Origin of the sequence: Microbacterium sp. LjRoot45, from assembly GCF_964253325.1 — a bacterium.
Taxonomy (GTDB): Bacteria; Actinomycetota; Actinomycetes; order Actinomycetales; family Microbacteriaceae; genus Microbacterium.
Genome location: NZ_CAXUQM020000001.1, coordinates 1,809,974 through 1,833,754, shown reverse-complemented (window position 1 = coordinate 1,833,754; position 23,781 = coordinate 1,809,974). Strand labels below are relative to the sequence as shown.

Below are 23,781 nucleotides of genomic sequence, written 5' to 3'. Positions count from 1 at the left end.
AATCAGGCGTGCAGCGCCTCGTTGAGCGTGACGCCGACGCCGCGTCGGCGCACGGCTTCGATCGCGCCGGTGAGCGAGTTGCGGCGGAACAGGATGCCGTCGCGCCCCGACAGCTCGGCACCCTTGACCGACGGCCGGGAGCCGTCGGCACGCGTGGGCTCGTCGGCCAGCACGATCTTCGACCCCGCCGTGACGTACAGACCCGCCTCCACGACGCAATCGTCACCCAGGGAGATGCCGATTCCCGCGTTGGCCCCGAGGAGGGTGCGGGAGCCGATCGACACTCGGTGGCTGCCGCCACCCGACAGCGTGCCCATGATCGAGGCGCCACCGCCGATGTCGCTGCCGTCGCCGACCACGACGCCCTGCGAGATGCGTCCCTCGACCATCGATGCGCCGAGGGTGCCCGCGTTGAAGTTCACGAAGCCCTCGTGCATGACCGTCGTTCCCGGCGCGAGGTGCGCACCGAGGCGCACGCGCGAGGCGTCGGCGATCCGCACCCCGGGCGGGGCGACGTAGTCGAGCAGCCGCGGGAACTTGTCGAGACCCTGCACCTGGATGCCGGCGCGCTGCAGGCGCGGACGGAGGCGGGTCAGCGCGTCGGGGTGCACCGGACCGGCGTTCGTCCACGCCACGTTCGGGAGGTGGGCGAAAATGCCGGTCAGATCGAGTTCGTTCGGGGCGACGAGGCGGTGCGAGAGCGCATGCAGCCGGAGATAGGCATCGGAGGTGCTGGCGGGGGCGGCATCCAGATCGATCTCGACGACGACGGACTCGATGGTCACGTCGCGACGCTCGTCCTCTCCGACTCCGTCGGCGACGAGCGCAAGGTCCGGCCGCTCGGGGGCGCGCCCGTGTGCAGGTGCGGGAAACCACGTGTCGAGGACGACGCCGCCGTTATCCACCGTCGCCAGCCCGACACCCCATACCCACCGCTGCTCGCTCATACCCCCAGGCTATCCGGCCGGCCGCGGCCCTCTGAACGCGGTGGTCATCCTGCGTCTCGGTAGAATCGGCCTCATGCCCACGCTCGATCTGACCGTCTCCGCGCTCGAGCTCACGCGTGCGATCTGCGACATCCCCAGCGTCTCCGATGACGAGACGACACTCGCCGACGCCATCCACGCGGCCGTCAGCGCCTACCCTCATCTCCATGTCGAGCGCGACGGTGACACGATCATCGCCCGCACACGTCTCGGGCGGGCGCAGCGCGTGGCGATCGCGGGGCATATCGACACGGTGCCGATCAACGAGAACCTGCCCACGCGGGACATCGAGATCGACGGCGAGCCCTATCTGTGGGGGCGCGGCACCGTCGACATGAAGGCCGGTGTCGCGGTGCAGTTGAAGCTCGCCGCCGAGCTCGTCGAACCGCGCGTCGACCTCACCTGGATCTGGTACGACCACGAAGAGGTGGATTCCGATCGCAACGCGCTCACGCGGCTCGTCGCGACCCGTCCCGATATCTTCGAGGCCGACTTCGCCATTCTCGGCGAGCCGTCGAACGGGCAGGTCGAGGGCGGGTGCAACGGCACGCTGCGCGCTGTCGTGCGCACCCACGGGGTCCGTGCCCACAGCGCCCGTTCGTGGATCGGCGAGAACGCGATCCACAAGGCGGCCCCGATTCTCGCGCGTCTGGCGGAGTACCGCACGCGCGACCTCGAAGTCGACGGCCTGGTGTACCGCGAGGGACTGAACGCGGTGGGCGTCCGTGGCGGCATCGCCGGGAACGTCATCCCCGATGTCTGCGAGGTGGAGGTGAACTACCGGTTCGCACCTCGCCGAAGCGGCGAGGAAGCCGCGGCGCACGTACGCGATGTCTTCGCCGGCTTCGAGGTCGAGATTCTCGACGTCGCACCCGGAGCGCGGCCGGGGCTTGACGCGCCGCTCGCGCAGGAGTTCCTGGCGGCCGTGGGCGCCGAGCCGCGCCCGAAGTACGGCTGGACCGACGTGGCCCGCTTCTCCGAGCTGGGTGTTCCCGCCGTCAACTACGGGCCCGGCGACCCTCACCTCGCCCACCATGACGAGGAACGCGTCGCGGTCGCCCAGATCGACGACGTCGAGCGGGGCCTTCGGGCGTGGCTGACGGCGCCCTGACGCGCCCGCACGCGCAGTCGGTCCTCTCCCGCCTGTCGCCGGCGCTGCAGATCGCGATCGTCTATGTGCTGGCCCGGGCGGTCACGACCGTCTTCCTGCTCATCGCGGCGGAGCTGTCCGGCGAGGGCTCCCGCTTCGGGCCCGACGCCACCATCGGTTCGTTCGTGATGGGCTGGGATGCCGAGTGGTACTCGTTCATCGCGGGTTTCGGCTATCCGAGCGATCTGCCGCGCGACGAGACCGGCGAGGTCACCACCAACCAGTGGGCGTTCATGCCGCTCTACCCCGTGCTCGCCACGCTCGTCGGCTTCGGCAACTACGGCCTCGGCGCGTTGATCGTCTCCCTCGTCGCCGGATACCTGTCTGCGCTGGTGCTCTACCGGCTGCTTCGCGACCGCATAGATGCGTCCGCCGCGATGTGGGCGGTGGTCTTCTTCGTGAGCGGACCGCTCGCGGCGTTGTTCCAGATCGGATACGCCGAGGCGCTGTTCCTCCTGTGGCTGTTCTGCGCACTGTGGTGCGTGCAGCGCCGCCGGTTCGTGCCGTTGTACCTCCTCATCCCGCTCATGGGCTACACGCGACCGGGGGTGCTGGCGTTCTCGCTGTTCCTCGCGCTCTACGGGATCTGGCGCTGGTTCCGCCGTGAGAATGATCCGCTGTCGGCACGCGAGGTGGTTCACATCGTGGTCCTGGGGCTGTGGGCCGCCGCCGTCGGGTTCTCCTGGCAGATCATCGCGGGTCTGGTCACCGGCGACCCGTCGGGCTACCTCGAGACCGAGCTCAGCTGGCGTCGGTCGTGGACCGGAGAAGCGGGCGTGTTCGTACCCTTCGACGGCTTCGTGCAGGCCGCCGCCATCTGGTTCCGGCTATGGGGTCTCGACCCGGTCTGGGGATATGTGGCGCTGGGCGTAGGGGTCGTGGCGGCTGCCGCCGTCCTCCTCTTCGTGCCGCAGGTGCGCCGGCTCGGGGCGGAGGTGCGACTGTGGTCGGCGAGCTACCTCGTCTACTTGCTGGCCGTGTTCTTCCCGCAGTCCAGTCTCTTCCGGCTGCTCGTGCCTCTCGCACCGTTGTCGGGCGCGCTCGCTCTCCCGCGATCGCTCGCCTGGCGCGTCGGGGTGCTCGCAGCATGCCTCGTCGGCCAATGGGTGTGGATCCTCAACATGTTCGCCCTCGCGAGCACGTACTACCAGATTCCCTGAGGGTGTCGTCGGCGTGTGTTGCGCTTCGTTCCGGTGCCTGCGGAACGCGCTATCCGCGCAGACGGGTAAACTTGTCGGGTACTCAACGAAAAGGAGCCGCAATGGCAGCCATGAAGCCGCGAACCGGTGACGGACCGATGGAGGCCGTGAAGGAGGGACGCCTCATCATCGTGCGCGTGCCTCTCGAAGGCGGCGGCCGTCTGGTCGTCTCGGTGAACGACGACGAGGCCAAGGAACTCCACAGCGTTCTGGGCGAGGTCGTCGGCGCCGCCTGACCTCACGACAGACGAGGGGCCGGTCTTCGGACCGGCCCCTCGTCGTATGCTCGCGACGAGGACGTCAGCGTCCGTCGCTCTGCGTCGTCGTGAGCTGGAGCAGTCCCTCTCCGACGATGGAGAGGGCGCCGAGGACGGCGGGGGAGGACTGCGTCTCCTGGATGAGCGAACGATAGGCGCTCGTCACGGCATTCCGCTTCACCGGATCGGCGACGGCGCCGCCGGCCAGCACGCGAGGAACCAGAACCGTGCCGCCCGCACGCACCAGGCGCAGGCCGTGTTCGACGTATTCGATGGCGCCCTCGGCGTCGGCGTCGACGAGCACGATGTCGTAGGACGCCTCGTTCATCCGGGGGAGCACATCGGCTGCCCGCCCCGCGATGAAGCGGGCGCGCGCCGGGGGGATCTTCGCTTCGGCGAAGGCACCGCGCGCGGCGGCGAGGTGTTCGGGCTCGACGTCGATGGTCGTGAGGGTCGCGCGGGGGGAGCCGCGGAGCAGCCACAGGCCCGAGACGCCCCCACCCGTGCCGATCTCGACGATGTTCAATGCCGCGGTCGCCGCGGCGATGACGGCGCACTGCGCCCCGACGGGTGCGCTGACCGGATCGGCGCCCAGTTCGAGCGCGTGCGCCCGGGCGCGAGCGATCGCCTCCGGTTCGACCGTCGCCTCATCCGCGAACCGGCGGATCGCCTCGAAATCGCGGTTGGACTCGTTGTCACGCATGTGCTGGACCTCCTCTGCCAGCGTAGGCCGCGCGGGCGCCGTGGACACCGAGGCGCACGGGTAACCTTGAGCCATGTTCTTCGGGATCGACATGGAGAAGATCGTCATCATCCTCGTGGTGGCGGCGCTTCTGCTCGGCCCGGAGAAGCTGCCGCACTACGCGGAGCTGCTGGCGAAGTTCACCGTTCGCGCACGCGACTGGCTCCAGGGGGCGCGCTCGCGCGTCAAGGACGAGATGGGCGAGGACTTCGACGACATCGAGTGGCGCAAGCTCGATCCCCGACAATACGACCCGCGTCGGATCATCCGCGATGCGCTGCTGGACGACACTCCGCCGCCGGCACGCGCCGCCGCCATCGCACCGGCGATCGTGGCTCCCGTGGCATCCGCTGCGGAGGCTGTCGAGAGCGAGAGCGAGAGCGAGAGCGGGAGCCCGAAGGCGCCTCGACGGCGCGCCGCCGACGAGCCCGTGCCGTTCGACTCCGAAGCGACCTGACCGTCTCAGGCAGGCGCGAAGGGGAGGGAACGGCCCGACAGCCCGCGCGGCCTCGCCGCAAGCGCGGCGGCGATCTCGGTGAGCATCCGTGCGGCCGGGTCGTCCGGATCGGCGATCACGACGGGCACGCCCTGATCCGCACTCGTGCGCAGCGGCGCGCTCAACGGAATGGAGCCCAGCAGCGGCACCGTGGTGTCGGCGCTGAGGGCCGCCGCGACGGCTTCGCCGCCACCGCTGCCGAACAGGTCGAGGGTCGTGCCGTCGGGAAGCGTGAGAGCCGCCATGTTCTCGATGACGCCGGTCACCCGCTGCCCCGTCTGACGGGCGACGAGGCCGCTGCGCACAGCCACCTCGGCCGCCGCCGCCTGGGGCGTAGTGACCACCAGCACCTCGGCATGCGGGAGGAGCTGCCCCACGGAGATCGCGATGTCTCCCGTTCCGGGCGGCATGTCCAGCAGCAGCACATCGAGGTCGCCGAAGTAGACGTCCGTGAGGAACTGCTGCACGGTGCGATGCAGCATCGGCCCGCGCCAGGCCACGGCGCCCGCGGTGGGGGAGTCGCGCGGGAGGAACATGCCGATCGAGATCGTCTTCACGTCATACGCGACCGGCGGGAGCATGAGGTCGTCGACTCGTGTCGGCGCCGGCGGGAGCCCATCGGGGCCGACGAGACCCAGCAGGCCGGGGATGGAGAATCCGTGGACGTCGGCGTCGATCAGCCCGACGGCGAGGCCCTGCTGGGCCAACGCGACGGCGAGGTTCGCGGTGACGGTGGACTTGCCGACGCCCCCCTTGCCGCTCGTGACGGCGATGACGCGGGTGAGCGAGTCGGGACCGAACGGCATCCGTCGTGGTCCGCCCCGCAGGCGCCCGGTCAGCGCCGATCGCTCGGCGGGCGTCATGACACCCACTGAGACGACGACGTCGTTCACGCCGGGAACGGATGCCGCGGCCTCTCGCACGTCACGTACGATGCGGTCGGCGGCCGGGCAGCCGACGATCGTCAGCGCGATCGAGACACGGGCCTGCTCGCCCTCGACGACGATGTCGCGCACCATGTCGAGTTCGCCGATCGGACGGCGCAGTTCAGGATCGGCGACGCCCGAGACCGCGCGGCGCACGGCGTCTGTGATCGATGCGTCGCTCACAGGCGGGCGTCGTCGGTCGCCGCTGCGTCGCGCGCGTCGAGCTGTTCCACGACGCGGGTGAGTTCCTGACGCAGCGTCTCTCTCGTGACCAGCTCTCCCGTGAGGTCGGTGAGAGCCATCCGCAGCGCCACGACCTCGCGCGCGAGGTACTCGGTGTCGGCGAGGTTGCGCTCGGCCCGCTGACGGTCCTGCTCGATCTGCACCCGGTCGCGGTCGTCCTGACGGTTCTGCGCCAACAGGATGAGCGGGGCGGCATACGACGCCTGCAACGACAGGACGAGGGTGAGGACGGTGAACCCGTACTCCTGGGAGTCGAACCGCAGCCACTCGGGCATGAGTGTGTTCCACGAGATCCAGCCGACGCAGAACAGCGACAGGATGAGCAGGAACATCGGCGTGCCCATGGCCCGCGCGATCCACTCGGTGAAGCGACCGAACCGATCACGCGACGGCTGCGGAGCGCGTCGCGTCGTGCGGCCGAGGGGTGCGTCGAGCGACGCCTGACGGGTCGTGCGCGCCATCATCGCCTCCTCGCCGTGAAGGTCGGGGCTGCCTGCCGCGGGGCGGGAGCGTCGTCACCGTCGTCATGGGAGCGCCAGTCCTCCGGCAGGAGGTAGTCCAGCACGTCGTCGACGCTCACGACGCCCACGAGCCGGTGTGCGGCGTCGACGACGGGCAGGGAGACGAGGTTGTAGCTCGCGAGCAGTCGCGCGACCTCGGCGGCGGAGCCCGTGACCGGAACCGCATCGACGGTGTCGTCGATGATGGCACCCAGCCGCTCGTGCGGTGGGTAGCGCAGCATACGCTGGAAATGGACGGTACCCAGGAGGCGCCCGGTCGGGGTCTCGTACGGGGGCAGGGTGACGAAGACGGCCGCCGCCAGTGCGGGATGGAGTTCGTGGCGACGAATGAGCGCCAGTGCCTCCGCGACGGTCGCGTCGGCCGACAGCACGATGGGCTCGCTCGTCATCAGACCACCGGCCGTGTCGGAGCCGTACTTGAGCAGCTCTCGTACGTCCTCGGCCTCTTCGGGCTCCATGAGCTCCAGCAGTTCTTCACGCTGCTGTTCGGGAAGCTGGGCGAGGACGTCCGCGGCGTCGTCGGGCTCCATCTGGTCCAGGATGTCGGCCGCGCGCTCATCGCCGAGCGCCTCGAGAATGTGGACCTGCTCGTCTTCGGGCATCTCTTCGAGAGCGTCGGCGAGACGGTCGTCCGGCAGTTCCTCGGCGACCTCCAGCAGGCGCTCCTCGGGGAGGTCGAGCAGGGTGTTCGCCAGGTCGGCGGCCTTCAGCTCGGAGTAGCTCGCCACGAGCTGCTCGGCGGATTGCGCCTCACCGGGGGTGGACTGCTCACGTACATCGCTCCACTGGGCGAACGTCGTCGGCCCCTTGGCGAAGGGAGACGCGCTCGTCTTGGGCTTGCGCAGGAAGAGCTGCCCGATATCCCACTCGCCGAGGCGATTGCGCTCGATCGCGGCATCCTCGATGACCGCCTCGCCCGATCCGTCACGAAAGAAGATGCGGCGTCCGAGCAGTTCAGCCATGACGCGCACTTCACCGCCGCGCTGCTGGAAGCGACGGACGTTGATGAGGCCCGTCGTGATGACCTGTCCCGTCGCGATCGATGTGACACGCCCGATCGAGAGGAACACGTGACGGCGGCCGGGAATCTCCACCACGAGTCCCACGACGCGCGGCGGATCGTCTTTTCGGAAGATGACGACGACATCCCGGACCCTGCCGAGCCGGTCGCCGGCGGGGTCGAAGACGGCGCACCCGACCAGGCGCGCGACGAAAACCCGCTGCGTACTCACTCGTCCAGCGTAGTCCGCGACCGCCGCGAAAGCGGTGACCGCACCGGCTACTCCGGAGCCGGGCATGACAAGATGGAGAACGTGAGCATGATGGGCGGCACTCCGCAGGAGCACGGCGAGACGATCGCCGAGTACTCGTCGTACGAGGGCGCCCAGAAGACGGTGTCGCGCCTCATCGCCGCAGAGATCCCGGCGAAGGACATCGCGATCGTCGGTCGCGGACTGCGATCGGTCGAGACCGTCACGGGCCGGCTGGGGTACGCCGCCGCCGCGCGCTCGGGTGCCATCAACGGCATCCTGTTGGGTCTTCTCTTCTCCGCCATCTTCGTGCTCGGCACCCCGAATGCGGCCATCCAGCTCTTCGTGGGAGTGATGCTCGTGGGCATCGCGATCGGCATGCTGATGAGCATCATCACCTACTCGGTGCTGCGCCGTCGCCGTGACTACACCTCGATCACACAGCTCATCGCCGACCACTACGACGTGACCGTCCTGCCGAGGTCGCTCGCACGTGCACGGGAGATCGCCGGCGTCGCGACAGCCCCGGCCGCGCCGGCGACGCCGATCATCGACTCCCGCGTTCCGCCTCAGTACGGGGAGCGCATCGATCCGGCCCCCGAACAGACGCCGGAGACGCGTCCCGCCGACCCGGACTCGCCGACGGCGGAGACTCCCTCGGGGTCGTGACCGGCTTCGAGGTCGACCTGCCGGCGGGATCTACCCGCGTCTCTGCCCTCGTCCAAGCGCCGGCCGACCCGGTCGCGGTCATCCTCCTCGCGCACGGTGCGGGCGCCGGCATGGGCCACCCGTTCCTCACCGGTCTCGCCGATGCGCTGGTGCAGGCACGCTTCGCGGTCGAGCGCTTCGTCTTCCCCTATCTCGAGGCCGGTCGACGGATGCCGGGTCCTGCGGCCCACGCCATGGCGACGTGGACTGCGGCGATGCGGGATGCCGAGCAACGCTTCCCCGGGGTGCCGGTGATCGCGGCCGGGAAGTCGTACGGCGGACGCATGGCGTCGATGGCGGCCGCCGAGGGGCTGATCGCGCCCGCGGGGCTCGTCTACCTGGGGTACCCGCTGCATCCCCCGGGCGCCCCCGAGAAGCTCCGCGCGGCACACCTCCCCGCGATCACCGCGCCGCAGCTGTTCGTCGAGGGCACGCGCGACCCCTTCATCCAGCCTCTGGAGCAGTTCGCCGAGGTCGTTGCGACCTGTCAGCGCGCCGAGGTGGCGTGGGTCGACGGAGGCGGACACTCCTTCGACGTCGCGGGAACGAAGCGTCCTGCCCACGAGGTCGGAGCGTCGTTGGCCGACCCCGTTGCGGAGTGGGTGGCACGCCGGGGCATCACCTCGTCAGCGTCCGGCGGCGTACCCGGACATTCCTCGGGCGTTCGCCGCGGCCCACAGGACCGGGGCTCCTGAGGCCAGGAGCCGTCGGCGATCGATGCCGACCGCCGACAGTCTGCCGAGCGTCCAGTCGCCCGCGCGCAGCACGTCGTGACCGCGTTCGACGAGCCCGGCGATGATGTCGTCCCCGAGGCGATCCTCCGCGACCACTCCGGCCGGATTCCACGTGCGCGGCCAGAACGAGTCGATGAGCGCGGTGGTGTGCAGGGTCGGTGCGTCGATCGCCTCCTGCGCGGTATAGCCGCCGACGAGCATCCGCAGCAGCAGGGGGAGCTGCCACTGATCCTGCTGATCGCCTCCGGGAGTGCCGAGGGCGGCGACGGGGAGCCCGTCTTCCAGGAGGAGCGTCGGAGTGAGCGTCGTCCGCGGGCGCGCGCCGGGCCGCAGCGCGGAGGGCGAATCCGGGTCGAGCCAGCACATCTGCAGGCGCGTGCCCAGGCAGAAGCCGAGTTCGGGAACTGTCGGCGACGACTGGAGCCACCCGCCCGAGGGTGTGACGGCGACGATGTTCCCCCAGCGGTCCACGACGTCGATGTGACAGGTGTCGCCCCGGGTCTGGCCGCTCGCCGACACCGTGGGCTCACCCGTGCCCGAGTCGGCAGCGGATGCCGTGAACAGCGGCGGGCGGTGAGGCGGCTCACCCGTGGGGGAGCCGGGACGCCACTCCCGTGAGGCCCGTGCTCCGAGGAGACCGCGCCGACCGTCCACATACGCATCGTCGAGCAGCGGGCTCGGGTCGACGCCGTCGCCGAAGTGCGCGTCTCGATCGGCCAGCGCGAGCTTGAGCACTTCGATGATGGTGTGGGCGCCCTCGACGGTGGACGGGTCGAGGCGGTCGTCGGGCATCGGCTCCAGGAGGCGCAGCGCTTGCAGCAGCGCCGGACCCTGCGTCCACGTCCCCGCCTTCGCGATCGTGCGGCCGCGGAAGGTCGCCGTGACCGCCGGCTCGTACGAGGCGGCGAGGGAGTCGACGTCCGCATCGGCGAGGACGGCGGCGTGATCGGTCCCGGTGGAGTGCCGATGGGGGTGCGCGAGGAAGGCGACGGCGGCGTGCAGGATCCTCTGCCAGCGCGCGCGGGCGGCGTCGATGCGAGCAGCCCGATCGCCCCCTGCCTCCGCGGACGCGTGGACGAGGTCCTGCAGGACGTCGGCGTAAGCGGGGTTGCGCACGAGGTCGCCGCCGCGGGGCGCGGTGCCTTCCGGCATCCACAGCGCAGCGGAGGTCGGCCAGTGCGCACGGAAGAGATCGGCCACCCGTCCGATGGTCGCCGCCGCTGCCGGGAGGAGCGGGTGCCCCTCGCGTGCGTAGGTGATCGCGGCGCCCAGCACGTCGTCGAGGTCGAGGGTGCCGTGGTCGCGCAGAAGCAGGAGCCACGCGTCGACGGCGAGCGGAACGGCGGCCGCGAGGCCACCCGCGCCGGGCACGAGCTCGAGGCCCTGCGCGCGGAAGTGCGCGATCGTCGCACCGCGGGGAGCGGGGCCTTGACCCATGAGGACCGTCGGAGCGGTCGCGCCGGCAGTCTGGAAGATTCCGACCAGATCCCCGCCGGGTCCGTTGAGGTGCGGCTCCACGACGTGCAGCACGAACCCGCCCGCCACGACCGCGTCGAACGCGTTCCCGCCGCGTTCGAGCACCGCCTGTGCTGCACCGGTGGCGAGCCAGTGCGTCGAAGCGGCGAAGCCGTGGACGCCCTCCAGCTGAGGGCGCGTCGTCGTCGACGGCGGAGGGGTGTAGGTCACGCGGTGAGCCGCGCGATCCAGGCCTCGACCTCGTCGGCGGTGCGAGGGATGCCGGCGGAGAGGTTCTCGGGGCCGTCGGCCGTCATGAGGATGTCGTCCTCGATGCGCACCCCGATTCCGCGGAACTCCTCGGGGACGGTCAGGTCGTCGATCTGGAAGTAGAGACCGGGCTCGATCGTGAACACCATGCCCGCTTCCAGGATGCCGTCGTAGTACATCTCCCGGCGGGCCTGGGCGCAGTCGTGCACGTCGATCCCGAGGTGGTGGCTCGTGCCGTGCACCATGTAGCGACGGTGCTGGCCGCCGTTATCGGCATCCAACGCCTCTTCGGCCGTGACGGGGAGCAGACCCCATTCCGCGACGCGTGCCGCGATCACGCGCATGGCCGCCTCGTGGACCGAACGGAAGGTCACGCCGGGGCGCGCGGCCGCGAACGCGGCGTCTGCGGCCTCCCGGACCGCTTCGTAGATCTTCCGCTGGGTCGGCGTGAACGTGCCCGACACCGGGAGTGTGCGGGTGATGTCGGCGGTGTAGAGGCTGTCGACCTCGGCGCCGGCGTCGATGAGGATCAGGTCTCCGGCGACGACGGGACCGTCGTTGCGCGTCCAGTGCAGGTAGCACGCGTGCGGTCCGGAGGCGGCGATCGTGTCGTATCCCTCGCCGTTGCCCTCGACCCGTGCCCGGTGGTGGAAGATTCCCTCGACGGCACGCTCGCCGCGCGGTGTCTGGGCGATGCGCGGAAGGTCGGCGACGATGTCGTCGAATCCTCGCGCGGTCACCGCGACGGCCTGCCGCATCTGCTCGATCTCGTACGCGTCCTTCACGAGCCGCAGCTCCGAGACATACCGGGTGAGATCCGCGTCGGCATCCAGCACGACATCGCCCGGGGCCGGTGCGAAATCGGCGAGGTGCGCCGTCGCGATGCCGAGGTCGGCTGCCACGCCGGCCAGCGCCGGACGCGGGCCGATCCAGAACTCGCCGACCGTGGCATCCGCGTAGAACTCGGCCGTCGTGCGGTCCGCGCGCTCACGCAGGTACACCGTCGCGGTGTGACCGTCGTCGAAGGGGTCGAAGACGAGGACCGAGTCGGGGACGGCGTCGGACCCCCAGCCCGTGAGGTGGGCGAACGCGGAGTGCGCACGGAACGGATAGTCCGTGTCGTTGGAGCGCTGCTTGAGCGAGCCGGCAGGGATCACGAGGCGCCGACCCGGGAACGCCGCCGAGACGGCGCGACGGCGCGCGGCGGCGAAAGAAGCCTGCGCGCGCTCCACCGGCGCGGCGTCGGGCCGCTCGGCCCATCCCGTCGAGATCGTGTCGAGGAAGCCCTTCGGGAAGGGCTGCTTGCGGTTCGCGTTCTCCTGCGGCTCTGCCGTGGCGGGGGTGTCGGCGATCGTGTCGCTGTCGCTCGTGCTCATGGCATCCAGTCTCGCACTTCGCCGTCGGTCAGTCACCGCCGACGCGTTCGAACTGCACGATGACCGGGCGATGGTCGCTTCCGGCGTCGTCGAGGGTGCCGAGGACGACGGATGCCACGGGCTTCCACCGGTCGGTCGCCATGACGTGATCGATCGGCGTCCCCAGCAATGCGGGCCACGCCGTCGACCAGGTGCCGATTGCTCCGCTGCCGGTCGCACTGGTCGCATCGTGGCACCTGCCGAGCGTTCCTCCGTCGGTGCCCAGGCGATCCATGTGGTCGACGGTGGCGTTGAAGTCGCCGGCGAGGATGACATCGTCGGCCGCACACTGGTCGGCGATCCACTGGAGATCGCCACGCCACGCATCCATCGCGTCCTGCCGGGGAGCGACGGCGTGCACGGCGACGACGATCGGACCGTCGCCTTCCACGGGCATCGCGACGACGCTCGGGACGGCGGACGTGTTGCTCGTGCCGTCGGAGGAGGACTCGACCACCGCGTAATCGCCGAGATCCGGCGAGATGAGCAGCGTCGTCGAGTTGGCATCCCAGTCGGGGTAGTCCTCGCGGTCGCCGAAGTCCTCGTGGTGCGCCCACATCGGGTGCCCCATCTCTCGCATCGCGACGGCGACGTCCTCACCGGTCTCGATCGTCGTCTCCGGCAGCGCGACGATGTCGGCCTGCATGGCCACGGCGGTTCGGGCGATGATCGCCGGGTCGGTCGCCGCGCCCGCCGTGTTCCAGGTCATGACGCGCAGCGACGCCTCCGTCTTGTCCGGGAGCGTGGCCGAGCCGGTGCCGCGCGTCACCATGATCGCCGCGTTCGCGCCGGACGCGACGAGCGCCACGATCAACACCGACACGGCGAATCCTCGCGCCGTGCGCGCCAGGCACAGGAGCAGCGCGAGCAGGCCGATGATGCCGAAAGCGAGCACGAGGGGCCCGCGCAGCGACACGATCTGGGCGAACGGGAAGGCGCGCTCGAGGCGGAAGAACTGGGGCCAGGTGACGATTGCGGCAGAGATCGCGAAAACCACCGTCACGAGGATCCCGAGCAACCGCAGCACGGCCCCGACTCTAGGACAGCAGGCTGGGAGTTCCCGCCATCGCGCTACGCTCGTGGTCATGTCGGAAAGCGGTGAACCCCGGGTCGATGCGGCCCGCGCGCACCGCCGCTTCGCCGGCCCGAGCGATCTGCACCTGCACTCCGATCACTCCGACGGAACGGAGCCGCCGGCCACCGTCATGGCCGCCGCTCACCGCCACGGCCTTCGCACCGTGGCCCTGACCGACCACGACACGACATCCGGGTGGGCCGAGGCGGCCGAGGCGACGGCATCGCTCGGGATGACCTTCCTGCCGGGTATGGAGCTCTCCGCGAGGCACGAGTGGCGCAGCGTGCACGTGCTGGCCTACCTGTTCGACCCCGACGATCCGACCCTTCGGGCACTCACCGAACGCATCCGCGACTCGCGGCTGACGCGGGCGCGGGGAATGGCCGACCGCATCTCACGCGACTACGACCTGCACTGGGACGACATCGTCGCTCAGACCGCGACCGGGGCCACCGTCGGGCGGCCGCACATCGCGGACGCCCTCGTGGCGAAAGGACTCGCTCGTGATCGCGGCGACGCCTTCGCCGGCATCCTGCATCCCGCCAGCGACTATTACATCGCCCTGTATGCGCCCGATCCGGTCACGGCGGTCTCTGCGGTGACCCGAGCCGGGGGAGTCGCGATCATCGCCCACCCGGCAGGTCGCGCCGGACTTCTGCCTGCGCGACTCACACGAGACATGCTCGACGCGGGTCTCGCCGGATACGAGCTCGGGCATCGGGAGAACCAGGAGCCCGCGCTGGCGCGGCTGCGCTCCCTCGTCGCCGAACGCGACCTGATCGTCACCGGCTCCAGTGACTACCACGGATTGGGCAAGCCCAACCTGCCGGGGGAGAACACGACCTCCGACGACATGGTCGCAAGGATCGTGGACCTCGGCTCGGGTAGCGACCCGGTCTACCCCTGACGGGGCAGGCGTCAGGCGCCGGCGACGGCCGCGCCGCCACCGGATCCGCCCCGACGCCGGCGCCGACGCCGGGCGGCGGCGGGCTTGCCGTCGTGGTGCTCCTTGCCGGACCCGTCATGCGTTCCCGCGCCGTCGGCGTCGCGCCCGCTGCCTGCATCGACGGCGACCGAGGCCTCGTTGCGTGAGGATGATGCCGCTTCTTCCGCGAAGGTGGAGCCGACGCGCGACTGGTCGGAGCCGGCGCGGCGGCGACGGCGACGGCGCGTTCCCCCCTCGCTGGTGCCCTCGGCTGCGGCCTCCGCGGCCCGCGCGGGCTGCGTCGTGCGGATCGTCTGGGTCTTCGGCGCGGTCGCGATGCGGCCCTTCGTACCCGCGGGGATGTCGAGCTCCTCGAACAGGTGCGGGCTCGACGAGTACGTCTCGACGGGCTCGGGCTGCCCGAACTCGAGGGCACGGTTGATGAGGGCCCACTTGTGCAGGTCCTCCCAGTCCACGAACGTCACCGCGATGCCGGTCTTTCCAGCGCGGCCGGTGCGTCCGGCGCGGTGGAGGTAGGTCTTCTCGTCGTCGGGGATCGTGTGGTTGATGACGTGCGTGACGTCGTCCACGTCGATCCCGCGCGCGGCCACATCGGTCGCGATGAGGATGTCCTTCTTGCCGGCCTTGAAGGCCGCCATCGAGCGCTCGCGGGACTCCTGGCTCATGTCGCCGTGCACGGCGCCGGCGTTGAACCCGCGGTCGTTGAGTTCGTCGACGAGACGCTGAGCGGCGCGCTTGGTGCGGGTGAAGACGACGGTCTTGCCACGGCCTTCGGCCTGAAGGATGCGGGCGATGACCTCGTCCTTGTCGAGCGAGTGGGCCCGGTACACGAGGTGGCGGATGTTGGCCTGCGTGAGGCCCTCGTCGGGATCGGTCGCCCGGATGTGGATGGGGTTCGACATGAACCGGCGGGCGAGTGCGACGATCGGACCGGGCATCGTGGCCGAGAACAGCTGCGTGTGCCGGACGGGAGCGACCTTCGAGAAGATCTTCTCGATGTCGGGCAGGAATCCGAGGTCGAGCATCTTGTCGGCCTCGTCGAGCACGACTTCGGTCGCATTCGAGAGGTCGAGGAGCCGCTGGTTGTTGAGGTCGATGAGGCGGCCCGGCGTGCCGACGACGATCTGCGCCCCCGCCTTCAGCTGGTCGATCTGACCTTCGTAGGCCTTGCCTCCGTAGATGGCGACGACGCTGGTGGCCCGGTTGGACGTCAGCATGTCCATGTCTTCGTAGACCTGAACCGCGAGTTCGCGCGTGGGGACGACGATCAGCGCCTTGACGCCCGGCGCGGGGTCGATGCCCAGGCGCTGCACGACGGGGATGCCGAAGCCGAAGGTCTTGCCGGTACCGGTCTTCGCCTGCCCGATGATGTCCTGGCCGGGGAGGCCGAGCGGGATCGTCTGCTCCTGGATGGGGAACGCGTCAACGATCCCCTTGGCGGAGAGGGCATCCACGATGTCCTGGTCGACGCCGAGTTCGACGAATGTCGTCACTTTTCCGTGCCTGTCTGGCGGTGAGAAGCCGCCGGGTGATGAGGTCCACGCCCTTCACTCAGCCACAGGCGCGGGGGTCCCGATCCGACGCCGGGACCAGCCCAGCCTATCCCAGGGGGTCGCCGCCTCACGCGGGCGCCTCCCGCGTGGCGCGTGGCTTCGGCCTAGGCTGTACCCGTGGTGAGGTGGTTCTGGCAGCGCGGGCACGCCCCCGAGCGCACGCTGCGCGTGCGTTCGCGCGGCGATCACGGTGACGTGTCCCGCGTCGACTTCGAGGAGCTCGCCCCCGACGTCGACACCTTCCTCGGGCAGGCCGCGTACCTGCAGCTGGGGTACTTCGAGACCCTGAGCGAGCTCATCGCGCCGACCCCCGACCTCACTCACAAGGAGTCGCTCTCTCTCGCGGCGGGGTCGGCCCTGCTGAAGCACCGGGCACTCGTGGAGGTCATCCGCGACCGCGGCGACGATCCGCTGGATCTGATGCTGCCCTTCCGCGAGCCGCTCGACGCGTTCCGTCGGGCCACGCACGGGGCCCGTCCGCTGGAGACGATGCTCTCCGTGCACATCACGGCGGGGATGCTCGACGACTTCTACCGCTCGCTGTCGGCCAGTTACGCCTCGACGGGGCGCCGCGTGGCGGACATCCTCGATCGCGACGACGACCGTGACGCGCTCGTCCAGATCATCACGGCTGCGATCGCCGCCGATGCAGAGTGGAAGTCCCTGCTCGCGCTGTGGGGGCGACGGCTGGTCGGCGACACGCTGCTCATCGCGCGCGGTGCACTGCGTCCGCAGGCGCTCGATGCGGCCGAGGAGAAGCGCGTGGAGCCCGTCTTCACGGAGCTGCTGGGTGCGCACTCGCGCCGCATGGCGCACATGGGCTTGGACGCCTGACGGCATCCCTCGCGATCAAGCGATACCGAGGCGCACGCGCTCCCGGGCATCGTGCGCGGCGCGCGCACGCGTGAGCAGGAGCAGCGTGAGCGGCACGACGACGAGGGGTGCGGCGAACGACACGAGCCACAGCCACGGACTCAGCGTCGTCACGCCGGCCCAGGTGAGGACGAGCCAGACCAGGCCGCCGGTGAGGGCCCCCAGCAACGGTGCCAGGGCGACGCCGCGCGCATCGCGCCCCGACTGCACGAAGTGCAGCAGGCCGCCGACCGCCGCGCCGAAGACCAGCGCGATGATGATCTGCATGTCAGGCGACGAAGCCGACGCGACGGGACTGGTCGGTGCCGACCTCGACGAAGGTGATCGCGGCCGTCGGCACGACGAAGGAGTTGCCCTTCGAGTCGGTGAAGGAGAGGTGGCTCGTTCCCGCCTCGAGCGCGTCGGTCACGGCGCTCTTGACGGCGTCCGCCGACTCGTCGGACTCGAAGCTGAGCTCTCGCGGGGTGTTCGCGAGGCCGATGCGGATCTCCACGGTGACTGCCTTTCCGGCACGTGATCTCACGCGCCACTTCGACTCTACGACACCGCCGAGTGTCGGGCGCTGCGGCTAGCGTGGATGCCATGCCGCTCCTCTCCGTCCGGGCCGTCGACGACGCCCAGCGCACGGTCGTGGAGCTGCCGCCCGAGGCCTCCGGTGTCGTGGCGGGGGCGGCGGGCGCCGGGAAGACGTCGACGATCCTCACGCGCACGGCGCATCTGATCTCCGAGGGAGTCGTCACGCCCGAGGAGCTCGTCGTGCTGACCCCGACCCGCCCCGCGGCGACGGCGCTGCGCGACGATCTGGCGCTCGCGGTGGGCGTCGCGACGGCGGGACCGTTGGCGAAGTCGGTGGCGGCCCTCGCCTTCCAGATCGTCCGATCGGTGCTCGTCGCCGCCGACGCCGACCCGCCCCAGCTGCTCACCGGTCCCGACGAAGACCGGATCGTGCAGGACCTGCTCGCGGGCGACGCCGAAGACGAGGCGACCGGGCCCTCGCGATGGCCGTCGTGGCTCCCCGCCGAGGTGCGCGCGACGCGTGGATTCCGGGCCGAAGTGCGTGCGTTCCTCGCGGAGATGACGACGCTGGGAATCGACGCGCCCGCGCTTGCGCGGCGCGCCGCTGACGACGACGTCGAGATCTGGCGCTCGCTGGCCGGCTTCGCCGCCGAGTACCACGACGTACGCGCGCGGATGCGCGGCGCGCACCGGGATGCCGCGGGCCTCCTGCGTGAGGCGGTCCGGCTCCTGCGTTCGCTGCCGTCCGATGCGCGGGAGCTCGGCGCCGTGTCGCGGCTGCGGGTCGTTCTCGTCGACGATGCGCAGGAGCTGACCAGGGGGGGCGTAGAGCTTCTCGAGGCGCTGCGCGATCGGGGGGCGAGCGTGCTCGCCTTCGGCGACCCCGACATCAGCTCGGGGTCTTTCCGCGGGGCCTCGCCCGAGAACTTCGCGCGCCTCGCCGCGGCGCTTCCGGTGCACGTTCTGCGGAAGGTGCACCGCGGTACGGGCGTGCATCGCGACCTCGTGGCGGAGGTGACCTCTCGCATCGGTGCCGGCGGCATCGTCTCGCATCGGCGCCCGCCCAGCGGGGAGGATCACTCCACCGACGAGCGTGCGTCGGTCCGTGTCCACGCGCTGCGTTCGACGGCCGAGGAGTACGACACGATCGCGCGCCTGCTGCGCGAACGCCACGTGCACGAGGGTGTCCCGTGGGCGCAGTGCGCCGTCATCGCGCACGACGCACGTCAGGTCGCCGCGCTCGAGGACGAACTGGCCGCGCGCGACGTGCCGACCGGTGCGACGGGTCCCACACGCACGCTCGCGTCCTCGGCCGCCGTGCGCGACCTGCTCGTCCTCGTCGAGCTCGCCGCCGTCGATCCCGACGCGTGGGAGCCCGACGACGTCGTCGACGTTCTGCGCGCTTCGGGGCTGGACACGGTCGAGCTGCGTCGGCTGCGCACGGCGCTGCGACACGACGCACTGCGACGGGACGACCCCGACGAGTCGGCGCCGCGGGAGCTGCTGCTGGCGGCGATGCGGCATCCGCTCGAGTTCGAGCTCCTCGACACGCGGGAGGGGCGTCGCGCGGCTCGCGCGGCCGAGACGCTCGGACTGGTCCGCGCGCAGATCGCCGAGGGCGCCACGGCCCACGAGCTGCTGTGGACGGTGTGGGAGCGTTCGGGCCGCGAGCGCGCGTGGCACGAGATGTCGCGCGGGCACGGCCCGCTCGCCGAGCAGGCGGGTCGCGACCTGGATGCCGTCGTCGCGCTCTTCCAGGCCGCGAAGCGGCACGGCGAGCGTGAAGACGGCACGTCGCCCCTGGACTTCCTGCGCGGCGTGCGCGACTCGGACGTCGCGGAAGACCGTTTGAGTGCGCCTCTGCCGCCCCACGCGGTGCGTGTCATGACCCCCGCCGGCGCTCTCGGCGCGGAGTTCGACACCGTCGTGGTGGCGGGAGTGCAGGAAGGCGTCTGGCCCAACCTGCGCGTGCGGGGGAGCCTCCTGGAGACATGGCGGCTCGGGCTCGCGGCCGGCATCGACCCTGCCACCGTGGACCGTCGACGCGGTGTGCTCCACGACGAGCTGAGACTCTTCGCCCGTGCGGTGTCGCGGGCACGGTCCCTGCTGATCGTGACCGCGGTCGACGACGACGACACCGGACCGAGCGCCCTGTTCGAGCTTCTTCCGCCCGCGTTGCCGGCTCCGGCATCCGCGGAGCATCCGCTCTCGTTGCGAGGGCTCGTCGCCCAGCATCGCCGCGCGCTCACGGCCGACGGCGTGCCGCCCGCGATCCGGCGCGACGCGGCCGGTCAGCTCGCCCTCCTGGCTGACGCCGGGGTGCCGGGCGCGCCGCCGGAGCACTGGTACGGACTCGCTCCGCCGTCGACGAACACACCGCTCTACGACCTCGAGACGGAGCCTGCGCGCATCTCGCCGTCGAAGCTCGAGGCGATCGACGAGTGCCAGCTCAATTGGGTGATCAGCGACCTCGGCGGCGACGGTGCGAGCGTCACCGCTGGTCTCGGCACGTTGATCCACGCGGCGTTGGAGCACGCCGAAGGCGGCGACGACGCGGCGCTCTGGGCGCTCGTGGAGGAGCGGTGGAGCGAGCTGGAGTTCGAGGCGGCCTGGATCGAACGCGCCGAACGCGCCCGCGCCCGTGACCTCATCTCGCGGCTGGCCCGCTATCTGCGTGACCGAGAGGCCGACGGCACCCGTCTCCTGGGCGCCGAGCCCCACTTCGAGCTCGAGGTGCCCGTCGAGGGTGCGGCGATGCCGGCGGTCATCAGTGGGACGGTCGACCGGGTCGAGCTCACGCCGTCAGGCACGGTCGTCATCGTCGACCTGAAGACCGGGCGCACGCAGGCGACCGGCCCAGGAGCCGCGGCAACCCATCCCCAGTTGAGCGCCTACCAGCTCGCTCAGGAGCGGGGCGCGATCGCGGCGGCGGCGGGGATGCCTGCGGGCGGCGCGAAACTCCTGGTGCTCCGGCAGACCCGCAGCACGCCCTACGCCACGCCCACGCAGCCGCCGTTCGACGACGAGACCCGCGAGGCCTTCCTCGCCCGCATCCGCGATGCGGTCCAGGTGATCGGCGCGCGCGAGTTCCTCGCGCCCTACGAAGCCCACTGCCGTGACGATCACACCCGCGGCCTGTGCCGCATCCACACCGTCGGGGCGGTGAGCGCGACGTGACGGCATCCGCGCCCCTCCTCTCTCCGCGCGTCATCGCCGCGGCACTCGGACAGTTCCCGCCGACCGACGAGCAGGCTGCCGTGATCGCGGCGCCTCTCACGCCCGCGCTCGTCGTGGCCGGTGCGGGCAGCGGCAAGACCGAGACGATGGCGGGCCGCGTCGTCTGGCTCGTCGCCAACGGTCTCGTGCGTCGCGATCAGGTGCTGGGTCTGACGTTCACGCGGAAGGCGGCGGGCGAGTTGGCCGAGCGCATCCATCGCCGGCTTCAGCGGTTGGCGGAGTTCGAGCAGCGCGGCATGCTGTCGATGCTTCCGGAGCTCCACGCCGAAGGCCGCCTGGACGTGTTCGCGCAGATCGAGCGTGCGGGAGCGGGGGATGCCGCGCGTCGGGCGGCGCTCGAAGCCCTCGCGCCGGGTCTCGCCGTCGAGCCGGATCCCGATGCGCTCCTGCACCGGCCGACCGTCGCGACCTACAACAGCTTCGCCGACGCCATCGTGCGCGAGAACGCCGTGCGCGTGGGCCGCGATGCGGAGGCCGTCGTCCTCAGCGAATCCGCCGCCTGGCTTCTCATGCGTCGTGTCGTGCACGATGCCGACGATCCGCGCCTGGACGGGATCGAGTACCGACCCTCGACCATCATCGATGCCGCTCTGCGCATCGCTCGCGACGCGGCCGACAATCTCGTCGATCTCAACGAGCTCGCCGAGTTCCCGGTGGGACTCGCCGAGGTCCGCGACCGGCCGTCGGCGCGCCGTGGCCAGGGGGTGTACGCCGAGGTGGAGAAGGCCCTCGGCGCGATAGGCGGACTGGGCGCGCTCACGGGGCTCGCCCGCGAGTATGCGCGTCAGAAGCAGCGTCGCGGGGTGATCGACTTCTCGGATCAGGTCGCGGGAGCGCTCGAGATCGCTCAGGGGCACCCCGCCGTGGTGACGGACCTGCGCGATAGGTTCCGGGTCGTGCTCCTCGACGAGTATCAGGACACGTCCGTCGTGCAGAGCGATCTCCTCGCGACGCTGTTCGCTGGCACCGCGGTCATGGCCGTCGGCGACCCTCACCAGTCGATCTACGGCTGGCGTGGCGCGAGTGCGGGGAATCTCGGTGGCTTCCGGGCCGCGTTCGCCGCGGAAGGGGAGTCGTCGGAGTACTCGCTACTGACGAGCTGGCGCAACAGCGAGGCGGTGCTGGTCGCGGCGAACGCCGTGCTGTCCCCCTTGTCCGAGCGGTCGCCCATACGGGTCGACGCGCTCCGCGCACGTCCCGAGGCTCCCGCCGGGCAGGTCGAGGTCGCGTTCGAGGAGGATGTCGACGCGGAGGCGGAGCGCGTCGCGGCGTGGTTCGAGAACCTCCGGTCGACCCGATCGCAGACGGGGCGTGCGACGACGGGGGCCGTGCTGTTCCGCGCCAAGAAGCACATGGTGCGCTTCGCGGACGCCCTTGCGCGTCGGGGGATTCCCCATCGCATCCTCGGGCTCGGTGGTCTGCTGTCCACTCCCGAAGTGGTCGACGTGGTCTCGGCCCTCCGCGTGATCAGTGACCCGACGGCCGGCTCGGCGCTGATCCGACTGCTCTCGGGGCCACGGTGGGCGATCGGGCTCGCCGATCTACGGGCCCTCGCGAGCCTTGCCCGGCGGCTCGTCCGGCACGACACCGCTCTGCAGCCCCTCGACGCCGAGGTCGCGTCGCTCATGCGTGGCACGGATGCCGCGTCTCTCGTCGACGCACTCGACTGGATCGTTCGGCAGCCGGCCGGTCACGGCTGGCTCAACGGGTTCAGCGATGAGGGCGTCGAGCGTCTGCGCGACGCCGGCGCTGTGTTCGCAGGACTGCGGCGAGCGATCGGAGTACCGGTGCCCGATCTCGTGCGACTGATCGAGATCGAACTGCGTCTGGACATCGAGCTGGCCGCCAACGAAGCGCGCGGCCCGGCGCGGATCGCCAGCGACCAACTGCGCGCCTTCGTCGACGAACTGCACGGGTTCCTCGCCACCGATGACTCCGGCTCACTGTCCGCGTTGCTTGCCTGGCTCGATCGGGCGGAGCGACTGGACGAGTTCGCACCACGCACGGAGCCGCCCGAAGAAGACGTGGTCCAGCTGCTCACGATCCACGGTTCGAAGGGATTGGAGTGGGATGCCGTGGCGGTCGTCCGATGCGTCGAGGAGGAACTGCCCGCGAAGGCACGAGACGGCTTGGGCTGGCTCAGATTCGGTGTGCTGCCCTACCCTTTCCGTGGCGACCGCGCCTGGCTCCCGCGCCTGCGGTGGTCCCTCGACGATGCGCCGACGCAGCAGGACGTGCGCGACGAGCTCTCCGCGTTCCGCGCGGAACTCGAAGAGCGGCGCCAAGACGAGGAGCGACGGCTCGCGTACGTCGCGGCGACGCGAGCTCGCGATCATCTCCTCCTGACGGGCGCCTCGTGGTCGGGCACCCGCTCGGCGCGCGGCGCCAGCCGCTATCTGATCGAGATCGCCGATGCGCTCGACCTCCCGCTGGAGCTGCCCGAAGACACGGGTGAGAACCCCTACCTCGACCAGCGGCGTCTGCTCGCCTGGCCGATGGACCCGCTGGGCTCGCGGCGGCCCCGAGTGCAGGCCGCCGCGGATGCGGTCGCCCGTGTCCAGGCAGGTCCGCGCCCTGCCCCTTCGCGTGATCTGTCACTCCTGCTGGCGGAGCGCGAGGCGCGGCGGGTCGGTGCGACCCCGTCCGCGCCGACACGAATTCCGGCGTCGCGCTTCAAGGACTTCGTCGGCGACTACGCGGCCGCCGCGGCGGCTGCTGCGCGTCCGCTGCCGGAGCGCCCCTACCGGCAGACGCGTCTGGGCACCCTGTTCCACGCCTGGGTGGAACAGCGCTCGGGCATCAGCGGTGCCGGTCCGTCCGACGACGACGGCCTGTGGGAGCAGGACGACGATGCGGTGATCGGCTCCTCCGCCGATCACCGCGCTCTCGCCGACTTGAAGGAACGGTTCCTGGCATCCGAGTGGGCGGACCTGCAACCGATCGAGGTGGAGACCGAGATCGACTTCACCGCCGACGATCTGCTCGACGACGGTGCTCCGCACGTCGTGATCTGCAAGCTCGACGCGGTGTACGAGCGCGACGGTCGCATCGAGATCGTGGACTGGAAGACGGGTCGCCCACCTCGCACGGCAGCCGAGCGCGCTGAGCGCATGGTGCAGCTGGAGCTGTACCGCCGGGCCTATCACGCAAAGCACGGAATCGCGCTCTCCGATATCGACGTCGTCCTCTACTACGTGGCCGACGACCTCATTCTGCGCGGCTAGCGCGC

At 70.8% G+C, this 23,781-nt stretch carries 21 protein-coding genes; 10 read left to right on the top strand and 11 right to left on the bottom strand.

The window, feature by feature from the left end; genetic code table 11:
• Positions 1-2: 2 nt before the first annotated feature.
• Positions 3-947, bottom strand: coding sequence for a 2,3,4,5-tetrahydropyridine-2,6-dicarboxylate N-succinyltransferase (gene dapD, locus ACSQ18_RS08710; protein WP_436036790.1), 945 nt, complete (start codon positions 945-947; stop codon positions 3-5).
• A gap of 73 nt (positions 948-1,020) precedes the next feature.
• On the opposite strand from dapD, the gene dapE reads away from it, so the two are divergent.
• From dapE to ACSQ18_RS08695, 3 genes are all read left to right on the top strand, one after another.
• Complete coding sequence (dapE, locus tag ACSQ18_RS08705; protein ID WP_436036789.1) at positions 1,021-2,097, top strand: succinyl-diaminopimelate desuccinylase; 1,077 nt, start codon at positions 1,021-1,023, stop codon at positions 2,095-2,097.
• Entirely contained in the window at positions 2,079-3,296 is a 1,218-nt protein-coding gene (locus ACSQ18_RS08700; RefSeq protein WP_436036788.1) for a hypothetical protein, read from the top strand. The genes dapE and ACSQ18_RS08700 overlap by 19 nt, the downstream gene beginning before the upstream one ends.
• A 101-nt stretch (positions 3,297-3,397) precedes the next feature.
• Complete coding sequence (locus ACSQ18_RS08695; protein WP_082406089.1) at positions 3,398-3,571, top strand: DUF3117 domain-containing protein; 174 nt, start codon at positions 3,398-3,400, stop codon at positions 3,569-3,571.
• A gap of 64 nt (positions 3,572-3,635) precedes the next feature.
• Here the strand turns inward: ACSQ18_RS08695 and ACSQ18_RS08690 are convergent, their stop codons facing one another.
• A complete protein-coding gene (locus ACSQ18_RS08690) occupies positions 3,636-4,295 on the bottom strand; it encodes an O-methyltransferase (protein ID WP_436036787.1) in 660 nt (219 codons plus the stop codon).
• A 73-nt stretch (positions 4,296-4,368) separates the two neighbouring features.
• Between ACSQ18_RS08690 and ACSQ18_RS08685 the strand changes: the two genes are divergently transcribed.
• Positions 4,369-4,791 (top strand): Sec-independent protein translocase TatB, encoded by a 423-nt coding sequence (locus ACSQ18_RS08685; RefSeq protein ID WP_436036785.1) that lies wholly within the window; start codon positions 4,369-4,371, stop codon positions 4,789-4,791.
• 5 nt (positions 4,792-4,796) lie between these two features.
• On the opposite strand, the gene ACSQ18_RS08680 is transcribed toward ACSQ18_RS08685, so the two are convergent.
• Genes ACSQ18_RS08680 through ACSQ18_RS08670 form a run of 3 tightly spaced genes read right to left on the bottom strand, consistent with a single transcriptional unit; the run spans position 4,797 to position 7,752 of the window.
• On the bottom strand, positions 4,797-5,939 hold the full coding sequence (locus ACSQ18_RS08680; protein WP_436036784.1) for an Mrp/NBP35 family ATP-binding protein: 1,143 nt from the start codon (positions 5,937-5,939) through the stop codon (positions 4,797-4,799).
• Positions 5,936-6,460 carry a DUF1003 domain-containing protein gene (locus ACSQ18_RS08675; RefSeq protein WP_436036782.1) on the bottom strand — a complete coding sequence of 175 codons (525 nt, stop codon included), beginning with the start codon at positions 6,458-6,460 and terminating at the stop codon, positions 5,936-5,938. Before ACSQ18_RS08675 ends, ACSQ18_RS08680 begins: the two co-directional genes overlap by 4 nt.
• Positions 6,460-7,752: a magnesium transporter MgtE N-terminal domain-containing protein gene (locus ACSQ18_RS08670; RefSeq protein ID WP_436036781.1), complete on the bottom strand. Its 1,293-nt coding sequence runs from the start codon at positions 7,750-7,752 to the stop codon at positions 6,460-6,462. The genes ACSQ18_RS08675 and ACSQ18_RS08670 overlap by 1 nt, the downstream gene beginning before the upstream one ends.
• A gap of 72 nt (positions 7,753-7,824) precedes the next feature.
• On the opposite strand from ACSQ18_RS08670, the gene ACSQ18_RS08665 reads away from it, so the two are divergent.
• Positions 7,825-8,439: a general stress protein gene (locus tag ACSQ18_RS08665; RefSeq protein ID WP_436036780.1), complete on the top strand. Its 615-nt coding sequence runs from the start codon at positions 7,825-7,827 to the stop codon at positions 8,437-8,439.
• On the top strand, positions 8,436-9,173 hold the full coding sequence (locus tag ACSQ18_RS08660) for an alpha/beta hydrolase family protein (protein ID WP_436036779.1): 738 nt from the start codon (positions 8,436-8,438) through the stop codon (positions 9,171-9,173). Before ACSQ18_RS08665 ends, ACSQ18_RS08660 begins: the two co-directional genes overlap by 4 nt.
• On the opposite strand, the gene ACSQ18_RS08655 is transcribed toward ACSQ18_RS08660, so the two are convergent.
• Genes ACSQ18_RS08655 through ACSQ18_RS08645 form a run of 3 tightly spaced genes read right to left on the bottom strand, consistent with a single transcriptional unit; the run spans position 9,105 to position 13,379 of the window.
• Positions 9,105-10,898: a gamma-glutamyltransferase family protein gene (locus ACSQ18_RS08655; RefSeq protein WP_436036778.1), complete on the bottom strand. Its 1,794-nt coding sequence runs from the start codon at positions 10,896-10,898 to the stop codon at positions 9,105-9,107. The two genes, ACSQ18_RS08660 and ACSQ18_RS08655, sit on opposite strands and share 69 nt — an antisense overlap.
• Positions 10,895-12,313 carry an aminopeptidase P family protein gene (locus ACSQ18_RS08650; RefSeq protein WP_436036777.1) on the bottom strand — a complete coding sequence of 473 codons (1,419 nt, stop codon included), beginning with the start codon at positions 12,311-12,313 and terminating at the stop codon, positions 10,895-10,897. Before ACSQ18_RS08650 ends, ACSQ18_RS08655 begins: the two co-directional genes overlap by 4 nt.
• A 28-nt stretch (positions 12,314-12,341) precedes the next feature.
• Positions 12,342-13,379: an endonuclease/exonuclease/phosphatase family protein gene (locus ACSQ18_RS08645; RefSeq protein ID WP_436036776.1), complete on the bottom strand. Its 1,038-nt coding sequence runs from the start codon at positions 13,377-13,379 to the stop codon at positions 12,342-12,344.
• A gap of 58 nt (positions 13,380-13,437) precedes the next feature.
• Here ACSQ18_RS08645 and ACSQ18_RS08640 point away from each other — a divergent pair, with 58 nt between their 5' ends.
• A complete protein-coding gene (locus ACSQ18_RS08640; RefSeq protein WP_436036774.1) occupies positions 13,438-14,334 on the top strand; it encodes a PHP domain-containing protein in 897 nt (298 codons plus the stop codon).
• 11 nt (positions 14,335-14,345) lie between these two features.
• On the opposite strand, the gene ACSQ18_RS08635 is transcribed toward ACSQ18_RS08640, so the two are convergent.
• A complete protein-coding gene (locus tag ACSQ18_RS08635) occupies positions 14,346-15,866 on the bottom strand; it encodes a DEAD/DEAH box helicase (protein ID WP_436036773.1) in 1,521 nt (506 codons plus the stop codon).
• 177 nt (positions 15,867-16,043) lie between these two features.
• On the opposite strand from ACSQ18_RS08635, the gene ACSQ18_RS08630 reads away from it, so the two are divergent.
• Entirely contained in the window at positions 16,044-16,760 is a 717-nt protein-coding gene (locus tag ACSQ18_RS08630) for a ferritin-like fold-containing protein (protein ID WP_436036772.1), read from the top strand.
• Positions 16,761-16,775: 15 nt separating this feature from the next.
• Here the strand turns inward: ACSQ18_RS08630 and ACSQ18_RS08625 are convergent, their stop codons facing one another.
• Positions 16,776-17,066 carry a GlsB/YeaQ/YmgE family stress response membrane protein gene (locus ACSQ18_RS08625; RefSeq protein ID WP_436036771.1) on the bottom strand — a complete coding sequence of 97 codons (291 nt, stop codon included), beginning with the start codon at positions 17,064-17,066 and terminating at the stop codon, positions 16,776-16,778.
• Position 17,067: 1 nt separating this feature from the next.
• Positions 17,068-17,292 carry a DUF3107 domain-containing protein gene (locus tag ACSQ18_RS08620; RefSeq protein ID WP_436036770.1) on the bottom strand — a complete coding sequence of 75 codons (225 nt, stop codon included), beginning with the start codon at positions 17,290-17,292 and terminating at the stop codon, positions 17,068-17,070.
• An 89-nt stretch (positions 17,293-17,381) separates the two neighbouring features.
• Between ACSQ18_RS08620 and ACSQ18_RS08615 the strand changes: the two genes are divergently transcribed.
• The gene (locus tag ACSQ18_RS08615; protein ID WP_436036769.1) at positions 17,382-20,492 is read left to right on the top strand and encodes an ATP-dependent helicase; all 3,111 of its coding nucleotides are present in this window, start codon (positions 17,382-17,384) and stop codon (positions 20,490-20,492) included.
• The gene (locus ACSQ18_RS08610) at positions 20,453-23,776 is read left to right on the top strand and encodes an ATP-dependent DNA helicase (RefSeq protein ID WP_436036768.1); all 3,324 of its coding nucleotides are present in this window, start codon (positions 20,453-20,455) and stop codon (positions 23,774-23,776) included. The genes ACSQ18_RS08615 and ACSQ18_RS08610 overlap by 40 nt, the downstream gene beginning before the upstream one ends.
• The last annotated feature ends 5 nt before the right edge of the window (positions 23,777-23,781 follow it).